Consider the following 13,406-nt stretch of genomic DNA (forward strand, 5'->3'; position numbering starts at 1 on the left):
TTTCAAGGTTCGGTAACGATGCAAAGTCTCTTGGAGTACCCGCTCATTATGAAGGGTCCAATTAAAAGGAGGAAATTAACCATGGCAGTTACAACGTACTACGAAAAAGATGCAGAGCTCAGCGTATTGAAAGGAAAAACAGTTGCCGTTATCGGTTACGGTAGCCAAGGACATGCTCAAGCACAAAACTTGCGTGACAGTGGTCTAAATGTTGTTATCGGTTTGCGTGAAGGCAAATCGGCAGATGTTGCAAGAAACGACGGTTTTGAAGTTCTGAACGTGGCTGATGCAACAAGCCGTGCAGATGTGGTTCAAATTTTGTTGCCGGATGAAACACAAGCTTCTGTATACAAAAATGAAATTGAACCTAACCTAAAAAAAGGAGCAGCTCTTTTATTCTCCCATGGTTTCAATGTTCATTTCGGACAAATCGTTGCTCCTAAAGATAGCGATGTACTGCTGGTTGCTCCAAAATCTCCAGGTCATATGGTACGTCGTACCTATGTAGAAGGCTTTGGCGTACCGGGTCTGATTGCAATCGAGCAGGATGCAACGGGTCAAGCGAAAGAAATCGGTCTTGCTTATGCCAAGGGTATTGGCTGTACACGTGCGGGCGTGATCGAAACCTCCTTCCGTGAAGAAACGGAAACAGATCTGTTCGGAGAGCAGGCGGTATTGTGTGGTGGCGTGAGCGCACTCGTAAAAGCGGGTTTTGAAACGTTGACTGAAGCAGGATATGCTCCTGAGATGGCTTACTTCGAATGCTTGCATGAGCTTAAGCTGATCGTTGACCTGATGTATGAAGGCGGTTTGGCAACAATGCGTGATTCCATCAGTAACACAGCGGAATATGGCGACTATGTAACTGGACCACGTATCGTAACAGAAGATACGAAGAAAGCAATGAAAGACGTATTGACTGACATTCAACAAGGTAAATTTGCTCGTGACTTCATCCTTGAAAATCAATCCGGACGTGCATTCCTGACGGCTACTCGCCGTAATGAAGCTAACCATCCGATTGAAGTGGTGGGCGGACAATTGCGCGAAATGATGCACTGGATCAAAAAATAAGATCTTTTTGTACAACGAGTTCGAAAAACATGATTCATTCATAATGTAATCTTACAATGCGGCCCTGCTTATTGCGTGAGCCGCATTGTAATTTAATGCTTCTATCCTGAGGGAGGTGCGTTAGGTTGCGCAAAATATATATATTTGACACAACGTTGAGAGACGGAGAACAGTCACCTGGTGTGAACTTGAATACCCGTGAGAAAGTAGAGATCGCCCATCAGTTGGAGAAATTAGGTATTGACCGTATGGAAGCTGGATTCCCGGCTGCTTCACCGGGGGACTTGGCCGCTGTTAATGCGGTTGCCAAGGCTGTCAAAAATTCAACGGTTATTGGTCTTTCACGAGCGAGGGAACAGGATATTGATGCAGTCCGCGAGGCACTTAAGGGAGCTCAGGACCCATGTATCCATATCTTTCTGGCAACCTCCCCCATTCACCGTCAGTATAAGCTGCGGATGGAGAAGGCACAGGTATTGGAAACCGCTCGTTCAGCCATTCGTTATGGGTTAAAATATTTGCCCAAGGTAGAGTTTTCCCTGGAGGATGCAGGTCGTACGGAGCTTGGTTTTGTGGTGGAAATGGTCACCATGGCTGTACAGGAAGGTGTGTCTGTCGTCAATATTCCGGATACCGTGGGTTACTTGACACCTTATGAATACGGCAACATTTTCAAGCATGTTAAGGAGAATGTAGTTGGTGTGGAAAAGATTCAATTGAGCGCACATTGCCACAACGACCTGGGAATGGCTACGGCCAATACGCTGGCTGCGATCCTGAACGGGGCGGATCAGATTGAGGGCACCATTAACGGTATCGGTGAACGCGCCGGAAATACCGCCATTGAGGAAATCGCGATGGCGCTGGAGACGAGACAGGAATTTTTCCAGGCCAAAACGTCTCTGCAACTGTCCGAGATTGCACGTACGAGCCGTATGGTCAGCCGTCTGACGGGTATGGTCGTGCCGGGCAACAAGGCGATTGTTGGAGCGAATGCTTTTGCGCATGAATCGGGTATTCATCAGGATGGCATGTTGAAGGAAAAAACGACCTATGAAATCATGACGCCGGAAAGTATTGGTCTGAAGGAAAGCAAGCTGGTACTGGGCAAGCATTCCGGTCGCCATGCTTTCCGCGAACGCTTGATCGAGCTGGGCTACGAATTGAGCGAAGAGGAGCTGAACCGCTCCTTCGGACAGTTCAAGGATTTGGCTGACAGGAAGAAAGAAGTATCGGATGATGATATTCTGGCGCTGCTGGAAGAAAAACTGGCCGATTCACCAGAAGTTTTCAAGCTGGAAACGATTTTTGTAACCTATGGCAACGAGGCTACACCTTCCGCCAAGGTACGTCTGGTTACAGACGAAGGTCAGGTTATTGAGACGGAAGCTGAAGGGAACGGTTCGGTCGATGCGATTTACAATGCGATTGACCAAGCCAGCAGTGAGACAGTCGTTCTTTCGGATTACTCGATCAAGTCTGTTACCCAAGGTAAGGATGCTCTGGGTGAAGTGCATGTCGTGTTGACCCAAAACGATCTATCTGTACAGGGACGTGGGGTAAGCACTGACATTCTGGAAGCAAGCGCCCGTGCTTATGTGGATGCATTAAATGGCTTGATCGACAAGCGTAAAACCTACAGCAATCGTGTAGATTACAAGTCCTAATGGCTGTGATTCAAGCAAATTTGGAGTTTACAGGATCGGGTATTTCCGGTCCTGTTTTGCTTTGTCTTACTACAGATTTTTAACTTATAGGCTAAGCCTATTAATTGATAGATTCTATATCTTGGTCAAAGCCCTGCCATGTATGTTACAAAGAAGGTATAAATAATACGCCCGTAAGGCTGTAAAACAAGAGGAGTGTACGTGATGGCAGACGTGAAAAAGATTGCGGTAATAGCTGGGGACGGAATTGGACCGGAAGTGGTGGCTGAGGCAGAGAAAATTTTGAAGCGTACGGAGGAAGTGTTTGGCCATTCTTTTGAAACGGAGCATGCACTGTTCGGTGGAATTGCGATTGATGAGAAGGGTACACCGTTGCCCCAAGAAACGCTGGCTGTCTGCCAATCTGCAGATGCCGTACTGTTGGGAGCCGTAGGTGGTCCCAAGTGGGATAATAATCCGAAGGAGCTTCGCCCTGAAACAGGACTGCTAGGTATACGCAAAGAGCTAGGCCTGTTCTCGAATCTTCGTCCGGCTGTCGTCTTCGACTGTCTCAAGGACGCTTCGACACTGAAGCCTGAAGTGCTGGAAGGAACGGATCTGATCGTTGTGCGCGAGCTGACAGGCGGCATTTACTTCGGTGAGAAGTTCAGACGTGAAAGTCCTCAGGGTGAGGAAGCTGTCGATACATGCGCATATAATGTAACGGAAGTGGAGCGTATTGTTCGCCAATCTTTCGAGATTGCACAAAAGCGTCGCAAAAAGCTCGCATCGGTGGACAAGGCCAACGTGCTGGAAACTTCCCGTTTGTGGCGTGAAGTGGTTAACCGGGTCGCAGTAGACTATCCGGATGTTGAGCTGGAGCATGTGCTGGTTGATAACTGCGCAATGCAATTGCTGCGTCGGCCGTCCAGCTTTGACGTCATCGTGACGGAAAATATGTTCGGCGATATCCTTAGTGACGAAGCGGCTATGCTGACCGGATCCATCGGTATGCTGTCCTCCGCTTCTCTCGGGGAAGGCAGCTTCGGTCTGTACGAGCCGGTACACGGCTCGGCACCTGACATTGCAGGTCAAGGACTGGCCAATCCGATTGCAACAATCTTGTCCGTTGCTTTAATGTTCCGAATGACTTTCGGATATGAGAAAGCTGCTGATGCCATTGAGAAGGCGGTAGCTGAGGTACTGGATGCTGGACATCGTACAGCCGATATCGCGGTAGATAAATCCAAGGCTATCTCGACAACTCGTATGGGTGATCTGATCGCAGCAGCTATTCGATAAAAGCTTGGAGGCTTTCTTGAAACAAGGTAGCTGATGATACAGCAAGTGCATGATACAGCAGCTCCTGAGCAATCAGGGGCTGCTGTTATATCTGGAAGGGTGCAGCCTGGTGAATGTGTATAAATTGTGAATTTTTAGAATCTAGTTTAAAATAATTCTAAAAAAGTAATGGTTACAATATTGACTTTGATTTCTGCGAATGATAACATTTATCAAGTAGGTTGCTTTAATACAATACAGATGATTGAGGAAAACACATTTGATGTTTTTCTTACATATTTTAAAAGGAGGATTTCATATTATGGCAGAAAGATTGGTAGGAAGACCCGCACCTGATTTTGCATTGGAAACAGTGACTGGGGACGGTCAAGAATTTGGTTCGGTGAAGCTTTCCGATTACCGTGGCAAATGGCTCGTATTCTTTTTCTATCCACTGGATTTCACTTTTGTGTGCCCAACAGAAATCACAGCATTGAGCGATGCTGCTGACCAATTTAAAGAGCTGGATACTGAAATTCTGGGTATCAGTGTAGACTCTGTACACAGCCACAAAGCATGGATCAATACAGCTAAAGAAAACAACGGATTGGGCAAACTGAACTTCCCGTTGGCTTCTGATATCACGAAAAAAACAGCAAGCGATTATGGCGTTCTGATCGAAGAAGAAGGAGTTGCATTGCGCGGCTTGTTCATCATTGATCCTGAAGGAGAATTGAAATACCAAGTGGTTAACCACAACGACGTAGGTCGTAGTGTAGAAGAAACATTGCGTGTACTGCAAGCTTTGCAATCTGGCGGCTTGTGCGCAATGAACTGGAAACCAGGCGACAAAAACCTGTAATACAAACTTAGAAGAAGTTGAACATTAAACTTGCAAGCCCCCAACAAGCGGTTTTTTACCGACATTGGGGGCTTGCTTGCCTATGTTATGCAGGGAAAGATTTTATAATAATGTGTGTTTGAATTGAACAGTACAGGGTGAAATAAGAAATAATTGTGGAAATGTTACTGTGTTTTGGAGGAATTTCAGCTGGTGAAAGCGAATAAGGTAACATAGAGGATACACAAGGCGGAACAGGTTTTGTTCAGAGGAGGCTGAGCCCGGATGAGTTATTGCTGTGGAGCAAGCATGGTAGGAACCAAGGGAACGCTGAAGCATTACCGCACCCAAGTTCATAATGTTCCTTTGCTGTTTTGCCCGGTATGTCGTCGCATTGAGGTTCATTATAAAGTCGAGAATGAGTATGAAATTTTGGCGGAGTATGCACATGGAGACGGGGCAAGCGAGATTGATTTTCAGGATTACGTCATGGAAGATGATGATACGATATTTGAGAATTGTGTGAATCGAGAGAGTGAGGATGAGTTTGAAATTTTGAAGCGCCAAATTGACATGTCTCTGGATTTATTGATGGTAGCAAAACAGATGAACGATGAAAAATGGCAGGGGGAGCTCAAGAGAAGACTGGCTGTTATGAGCCAGAGACGCTCTCGGCTTCAGCATAATAAGAGCGGCAGTTGACATCCTACACACCAAAGAAGCTCTCACACCTGGAGAGCTTCTTTGGTGTGTAGGGCGCTTATTCCTAACTTATTGTTTGGTTTTTAGTAATGTTGCGCAGATATTATGACGAAAGAAAACAGGATAAAAATGTGAATTCGACACTTTTTCCGATTGACTGGAATCCTAAGTCTTGTCTATCATAAAATTAGACTCTCAATTGGAAAGAGATGACCGGGTTTTTGAAGCTGTTTTCTAACCGTTGAAGGGTAGTCGATAGATGATGTCTTTCTCTTCTTCAAAAAATGTTAAGCGTCCGATACGGCCAGTTTATCATTCCGAAACAAGGGGGAAGCCTGGCATGATCAGTGAATTCCAAGAAGCCTTGCTTGATACCGTGGGAGCTTGCCCTCCCACACAGATCGCCAATAACAAGTATGAAAATGTGCTGGAGAACCTGGATAGTGGTATCATGCTGTTTGACAGTGACGGGGTACTGACCTTTATTAACGTGCAAATGGCCAAACTGCTGGAACTGCCGCGTAGTTCGCTGGCAGGTCGCAACTTGATGCAAATTTTGCATCATCCCGAGTTAAGCCGATTTAAGAAGAAGAAAATTATGCGGATATACAAAGAGACCATCTTTCATAGAAAGCGCTATCATGAATTGATTGATGAGTATGGTCGTCATTGGTTGATTACGGTAACCTATGGGGATCAGATGGATGGCGATTTTTTGTTCAGTGTCAAGGATGTGTCGGATTATAAGCAAATTGAGCAGACGGCGTATCAAAATGACAAGCTTGCGATGTTAGGACGCATTTCCGCCTCGATTGCTCATGAAATCCGTAACCCGCTTACTGCCATTCGGGGCTTTATTCAATTACTGCGGCCGCATCTGGTGGAACTGGGAAGAGATGAGTATGCTCGTATAATTTTGACAGAGATAGATCGCGCGAACGACATTATTTATGAGTTTCTGAATTCGTCCAAGCCTTCAGCTCCGCAAAAAACGGCTGTACCTGTGATGGGTCTGTTGAAAGAGGTTGTGATGCTGACCGAAAGCGAGGCGCTGATGAAGGGTTGCCAGATCGCACTGGATGAAAATAGCACGCTCATGAAGGTTTCCATTGATGTAAAGCAGATTAAGCAGGTCATTCTCAATATGATCAAAAATGCAATGGATGCCATCGAGGAGATCAGAGAGGACCGTGAAGGATGCATTGATATCCATACGGTGCTGGAGGGCTCGTATGTCCATATTTGCATTGAAGATAATGGTTTGGGGATGGACCACAATACATTATCACGTTTATTTGATCCATTTTTTACAACAAAAGAAAGCGGTACCGGCTTGGGACTGGCAGTGAGCTACCGGATCATCAAAAATCACGGAGGCTTTATTCATGTAGACAGTGCACATGGAAAGGGGACACAGTTTAAAATCACGCTTCCTGTAGTTTAGACTTTTGGACCTTTCACAAAAGGGAGGCGCTAAGTACTCATTCTTTTGTGTTCTACAGCTAGGTATCATTCATTTGAAAAAGACTGGATAGAGCGCAGGATCTGAAAAGATGATGCGCTTTTTTGGTGCTGTAAGCTTATTTATTTGCGTAAATATGAAAATGAAATAATGAATATAAGACTAAAAAATGATTCACCTTTCACAGATTAAATGTTATTATGTACCAGAATCCATATTTATTTTTGATACTATAGACTTAAAAAACGGCTTCCAAAGCTGTCAAACGTCTTAGATGATCGGAATTTCCGATACGCAGGGGGCTGAAGAGGCTGAATGAATACAAGGCTGGAAGTAAAGAAAACGTTAGGCATCGGTATTGCTGCGCTAGTTCTGTTTGTCTTAGTTCAGTTATTTCAGGTAACTTTGAATAAGCTATACTCTCATAATGTTTTTTTCTTGCTATACCCCATTGCAGGATTCGCCTGTGCAGCGATCTGTTTCTCTATTTTTTATCATTCCTGGTCGGTTTTGCTGGAGCATTTATCCTGGGGGCGACTTCTCATCGCTCCTACATTTCTGGTGGTTGGTCTGCTTTATCTTGTTCATATCCTCTCGTTCAGTTTTGTTAGCCTGACGGACTTTGTTTTGTCTCAGGGTATTTCGCTGTGGCTTCTTTACGTGAATCGCGTCTTTATCTCTATTATGTTTGTAGTTATTTGTTCTCTCCCCTTTAGAAAAGCCAGATCAGGATACAAGAAAACCGTTTTATGGACAGGTATAAGTTTTATTTTGCTGATTCTGGGGACTATTCAGATCTACGGACCATACTTACCGGATCTTCGTATTAGACATCAACTGGACAATCTGGGATGGATGCTGAACTGGGTTATCCTGTTTCTGCTTGTATCCAATTTTATTTTGGGCGCACGAAAATATTTTAAATATCTTCCATCGGAATTTGGTATGTTGCTTATGCTTCGCTGGATTGGGCTATGTATCGTGAGCCAGCTGTTTTATATGTCCTCTTGGCAAATGAGTGATGTAAATCACCTTATGGGACTTTTGATGAATGCTATTGCGTTTTATGACATGCTAAGCGGCTTGGTTCGGATCACGGTCCTTGTTCCATACCAGGAAAAGAAGGCGGCAGAATCTGAATTTAATTACATAGCCTATTATGATGATATCACAGGGCTACCGAATCGTCGGCGTCTTTCACAATGTCTGGAGCAAGCTCTGCGCAATCCATTAAAACCCAATGAGACGGTAGCTCTTTTAATATTGAATATTGACCGATTCAAAACCATTAACGATTCGTTGGGGCGTATGGCAGGGAATTATTTGCTGTATGCTGTGGGAGAACGCTTGGAGCATTTTTGCCGTGAAGGCGAGGATGTTTTCAGTATGGGCAGAGATGAGTTTGCGTTTCTTCTCACAGGCTACCAGGATATAGATGCCATGAAAAATCGTATTGATGATATGGTAAAGTTATTTGAGCAGCCTTTTGATATTAATGGTGAGTACTATCATGTGATGGTGAGTATGGGGATAGCTTTATATCCTCTGGATGCCACTCAGGGTGAGCAGCTCATTCAGCATGCGGATACCGCTGTCCATAATGCCAAGGAGCAGGGAGTGAATATTCAGCGGTATACCAGTGTCATGCAGATGCGGGCGCAGGAAAGGCTCCAATTGGAAAATGATTTGCGGCGTGGGCTTGAAAATGGAGAATTTTCACTGGTGTATCAACCGCGTGTTCATTTGCAGAGTGGTGAATTGACGAGCCTGGAGGCACTGGTGCGTTGGAATCATCCTCATCGCGGAATGGTGATGCCAGGAGATTTTATTCCAGTGGCCGAAGAAAGTGGTCTGATCGTGCCTTTGGGAGAATGGGTGCTAAGGGAAGCATGCTTACAAAACAAGCGTTGGCAGAGGGCTGGATACCAGCTGATCCCGATATCAGTGAACTTATCCATGCGCCAATTTCAGCAAAAAAAGCTGGTGGATGTGATTCGGGGCATTTTGGCCTTTACGGGACTGGAACCGTGCTATCTGGAGCTGGAGATTACAGAGAGTATGACTTTTGATAAGGATCGAGCCTTTGAGCAACTGAAAAAAATAAAAGCCATTGGCGTTGCAATCAGTATCGATGATTTTGGAACGGGCTATAGCTCGTTGCATTATTTGAAAAATCTTCCGATAGATCGTCTTAAAATTGACCGTTCCTTTGTCAATGAGGTGCTGGTGGACAGCAAAAATGCGGCTATTGTGTCGACCATTGCTTCCATGGCCCACCATTTGAAGCTGAAGGTTACGGCTGAAGGCGTGGAAAATGAGGGTCAGCTCCAATTTTTACAGGCTCAGGATTGTCATGAGGGTCAAGGCTATTATTTCAGTCGGCCTATTTCGGCGGAATCCTTTGAAAACTTGTTTTTGCGCAAACCTATGAATTGGCTGGCTAAGGATGGGGTGTAGTTTGCTTGCAATTTACAGGCAGGTAAGTTATAGTAGATAACATCCTGATTCTGCTGGTTGACAACAGTTTGATTATGTCATTACATGAGAATTGCGATATTGTAAAATGCGGGTGTAGTTCAATGGTAGAACTTCAGCCTTCCAAGCTGATAGCGTGGGTTCGATTCCCATCACCCGCTTTGCTTGTAAAAACCTTTGAAACCCTTGTGGTGCAAGGTTTTTTTTTACCCCTAGCTCGACGGACCACAGACTCTTTATTAAAATGGGACGGATCAAGGGCATTGGATTACATATATGTTAGCCGGGATGCCAATCAGGTCTCCCGGCTTGTTTGCGTTCTTACAAACCATTTTTCACTATTACACAAAATTATAACCATTTGTTTCGCTTTCATGCTATAAATAAACAGATAAAAAGAACTATTTACCATTTTATAAATGAATAGTATAGTATAATTATTGTAATTAAATATAATAAAAGGATGGTGTAGTTTCAATGAGGAAAATTTTTTTATTAATTCTTGGCTTAACCTTTGTGCTTTTCGCTTTTCCAGCAACCTCTACGTTCGCTGCGGCTGATTTCCCGAATACGTCGACGAATGGACTTACAGGTTTTGCTGGACAGGCCAAAAATGAAAATGGAGCTTCCAAGCCCACCACAACCGGGGGCAAAAACGGACAGGTTATCTATATCAACAATCTCAACGATTTGAAAAACCAGTTAGGGGATTCAACTCCCAAAATCCTGGTAATTGAAAAAAATATTTCTGCCTCCTCTAAAACTGTTGTCAATATTGGTTCCAACAAATCGCTTATCGGTTCATATGCCCAAAACAAGCTGGTTAATATTCATTTGAAAACAACGGCTAATTCCGGGAATGTAATTTTTCAAAATCTGACTTTTGAACATAGCGCCAGCATTAACGATAATGATGATATTCAGCTTTATCTGACTGCGGGTACAAACTATTGGATTGATCATGTCACTTTTGCAGGTCACAATTATGTTTCCAATGGTTCAGATCTGGACAAGCTTTTGTACGTAGGACAATCGGCTGATTATGTAACCATCAGTAATTCCAAATTTGCTAATCATAAGTACGGCCTCATTCTGGGTTATCCTGATGATAGCAATAAAAGCTACGACGGCTTACCTCATATCACTATCGCCAATAATTATTTTGAAAACTTGCTAGTTCGTGGTCCTGGGCTTATGAGATATGGATATTTCCATGTTAAAAATAATTACATCAATAATTTTCAGTTGGCCTACACGATAGCTACGAATGCAAGAATCTATTCGGAGTACAACTATTTTGGAAAAGGTAGCGAAAAGGGCGGCATTCTGGACGATAAAGCAAATGGAGAATTTAAAGACGTAGGCAGCTTTCCAGCCATTACCAACCAAAAGTCGCGGGTGACCAACTGGAATCCGAGCAAGAACTACAGTTATCAAGTTCAAACTCCTGAATATACCAGGGAGTTTGTAACTAAATATGCAGGATCGTCCAATACAACCCTTGTATTCGGAAAATAATTTTGTCGTGCATTAGATTTGCAAATATGTTCTGATCTGCTATACTGACTGCAAGCAAGTATTCCGTGAAAAGGAAGGTAACGATACGTCCGATGAAGTAAGACACTGATTTTCCCCATAAACTGCACAGTTACTGGCAGGCGGCTGTATGCTGCAACGGGAGAAGTGTGTCTGAAAATGAGGTTTGGGACGTATACGTTTGCTCCGGAACGGGATTATGCTTTTTTCCGTTTACGGTTCTCTTTCTTATAAACGTATGTTCTGAAACGATTCATAGCAGTCATTCTATATTCCTTGTATGCAAGCCGCAGCCTTCTGCGGCTTTTTTGATTGCTTCCGGTGATGAAAACCGGACAGGGAAAGGATGATTACCATATGAGAACCATTTTGCGTATTCGAAATGTTATAAAGGATTGGAACGGGACGTCTTTGTTTGAGGATGTGACCATGGATGTGACGGAGGGGGAGCGGCTCGCCCTGTTCGGAAGAAATGGAGCAGGCAAAACGACGCTATTGCGGATACTGTTGGGCGACGAGGCGCCGACTTCAGGTAAGGTAGAGCATGAATTGCCGCCGGATGAGCGGGGCTGGCTGAAGCAGCAGGATACCATTCAATCCGCGCGAACTGCACTTGAGGCGGCACAGCAGGCCAGTCCTGAGCATTGGCGAGTGAGGAAGGCGCTGAAGCAACTGGAGGCTTCAATTGCCTATAAGGGAGAGGAAGCAGAGTGTCGTCTGGAGCAATACGGCGAGCTAATGGATGAGTACGAGCGGCTGCAAGGCTTTGCGTGGGAGTCCGAAGTGGAAAAGGCACTGACCCGGATGGGAATGCCTGCTGAGACGTGGCCTATTGCTTATGGTGACCTGAGTGGAGGGCAGAAGACCAGAGTGCGGTTGGCCGGATTGATGGTCAGACAGCCGAAGCTGCTGGTGCTGGATGAACCGACCAACCATCTGGATGCCGAAAGTTTGCTCTGGCTGGAGCAGTGGCTGTCCACATATCATGGGACGTTGTTGTTTGTATCGCATGATAGAGCCTTTTTGGATCGGGTAGCAACAGGTATTTGCGAGCTGACGTCAACGGGCATTCGGCGATATAAGGGCGGTTATACGGAATATAAGGAGCATAAGGAAAGGGAGCTGCGGGAGCAGGAAGCCAACTACCGGAAGCAGGAGCTGGCACGGCAGGCGTTGGAGGAGACGATCCGAAGTTACCGGGAATGGTTCCATCAGGCGCACCGGGCAGCTTCCAATGTAGAAATGGCCGTTACGCAAAGCTTTTATAAGGCCAAGGCTAAAAAGAATATTTCCCGTTATCATGCGAAGGAGAAGGAACTGGAACGGATGGAGGCCAACCGGGTTGAGCAGCCGCGTGAAGCCGCGTCTATGCATATGAAATTAAGTGACAGCGGATTTCAAGCCAAATATCTGCTGCGTGCCGAGCATGTCTATTTTAGCTACGACAACCATACCATTGTGCAGGATCTCAGCCTGAACATTGCACGAGGCGATCGTCTGGCTGTTCGGGGTCCGAATGGAATTGGCAAAACAACGCTGTTGCGGCTGTTAACAGGTCAGTTGGAGTTGTACAAGGGAAAGATCACAGCGAACCCACAGCTAAAAATCGGATATTTTTCACAGGAGCTGGAGCAGCTTCCTGAGGATCAGACATTGCTGGACAGCTTGCTGGCGCTCCCCACCATGACGCAGACAGAGGCGAGAACGGTGCTGGGATGCTTTCTTTTTGCCAGAGAAGATGTGTTCAAGAGAATCGGGACGCTCAGTATGGGCGAGAAATGCAGGGTGGCCTTTCTACGCCTGTACTTTAGTGGAGCCAACTTGTTGGTGCTGGATGAGCCAACCAATTATTTTGACATTGAAACCCGTGAGATTGTAGAGGAGTCTTTGCGCAGTTATGATGGGGCATTGGTGCTTGTCTCGCATGACCGGGAACTGGTGCGCCGGACGGCAACCCGTTTGCTTGATATGCAGCCTGGAGGCACCTATGAAATCTACGAAGGAACCGCCGACGAAAAACAGGAAGAACAGCGAAACCGTCAACAGGAACCAGAGGGTCAGGAGCAGCGTGAGGAGCGTCTTCGATTACAATTGCGTCTTACGGAACTGATGGGTACGGCGGGGCCGAACGATGAAAATGAGGAACTGCTGTCAGAAATCAGGCGTATTCGTGCCAAACTGGCTCAGTGGGATTAAACTGCTGTGTGAAAATGGGTGAAACGTATGCCCGGCTTGCCAAAGCGCGAGGGTTTGCATATAATAATGAACAATAGTTCGAAATTTGAAAATGTCTTGATGGAGAAGAGTAGGCAGTGTCCAATTGGACAGGGAGGAAGCGCCATAGGATTGAGAGCGTTTCTGCAAAACTGGGCTGTTGAAGTTCGCTCCG

The 13,406-nt window shown here is 45.3% G+C and carries 9 protein-coding genes and 1 tRNA gene; all 10 read left to right on the forward strand.

Going from position 1 to position 13,406, the window contains the following annotated elements; genetic code table 11:
- Positions 1-81: 81 nt before the first annotated feature.
- On the forward strand, positions 82-1,074 hold the full coding sequence (gene ilvC / locus C1I60_RS13665; protein ID WP_014280566.1) for a ketol-acid reductoisomerase: 993 nt from the start codon (positions 82-84) through the stop codon (positions 1,072-1,074).
- Between the two features lie 125 nt (positions 1,075-1,199).
- Positions 1,200-2,741: a 2-isopropylmalate synthase gene (locus C1I60_RS13670; RefSeq protein ID WP_137062185.1), complete on the forward strand. Its 1,542-nt coding sequence runs from the start codon at positions 1,200-1,202 to the stop codon at positions 2,739-2,741.
- Positions 2,742-2,945: 204 nt separating this feature from the next.
- Complete coding sequence (gene leuB / locus C1I60_RS13675) at positions 2,946-4,022, forward strand: 3-isopropylmalate dehydrogenase (RefSeq protein WP_137062186.1); 1,077 nt, start codon at positions 2,946-2,948, stop codon at positions 4,020-4,022.
- A 301-nt stretch (positions 4,023-4,323) separates the two neighbouring features.
- On the forward strand, positions 4,324-4,863 hold the full coding sequence (locus C1I60_RS13680) for a peroxiredoxin (protein WP_014280569.1): 540 nt from the start codon (positions 4,324-4,326) through the stop codon (positions 4,861-4,863).
- 264 nt (positions 4,864-5,127) lie between these two features.
- Positions 5,128-5,544 (forward strand): hypothetical protein, encoded by a 417-nt coding sequence (locus tag C1I60_RS13685; protein WP_137062187.1) that lies wholly within the window; start codon positions 5,128-5,130, stop codon positions 5,542-5,544.
- Between the two features lie 340 nt (positions 5,545-5,884).
- A complete protein-coding gene (locus C1I60_RS13690; protein ID WP_137062188.1) occupies positions 5,885-6,988 on the forward strand; it encodes an ATP-binding protein in 1,104 nt (367 codons plus the stop codon).
- Positions 6,989-7,321: 333 nt separating this feature from the next.
- Positions 7,322-9,463: a putative bifunctional diguanylate cyclase/phosphodiesterase gene (locus tag C1I60_RS13695; protein WP_137062189.1), complete on the forward strand. Its 2,142-nt coding sequence runs from the start codon at positions 7,322-7,324 to the stop codon at positions 9,461-9,463.
- Between the two features lie 108 nt (positions 9,464-9,571).
- Positions 9,572-9,642 (forward strand) — tRNA-Gly (locus tag C1I60_RS13700).
- Between the two features lie 316 nt (positions 9,643-9,958).
- Complete coding sequence (locus C1I60_RS13705; protein ID WP_137062190.1) at positions 9,959-10,999, forward strand: polysaccharide lyase family 1 protein; 1,041 nt, start codon at positions 9,959-9,961, stop codon at positions 10,997-10,999.
- 375 nt (positions 11,000-11,374) lie between these two features.
- Positions 11,375-13,213 (forward strand): ribosomal protection-like ABC-F family protein, encoded by a 1,839-nt coding sequence (abc-f, locus tag C1I60_RS13710; RefSeq protein WP_137062191.1) that lies wholly within the window; start codon positions 11,375-11,377, stop codon positions 13,211-13,213.
- Positions 13,214-13,406 lie beyond the last annotated feature (193 nt).

This window comes from Paenibacillus terrae (genome assembly GCF_005217525.1).
In the GTDB taxonomy this organism is placed as follows: domain Bacteria; phylum Bacillota; class Bacilli; order Paenibacillales; family Paenibacillaceae; genus Paenibacillus; species Paenibacillus terrae_C.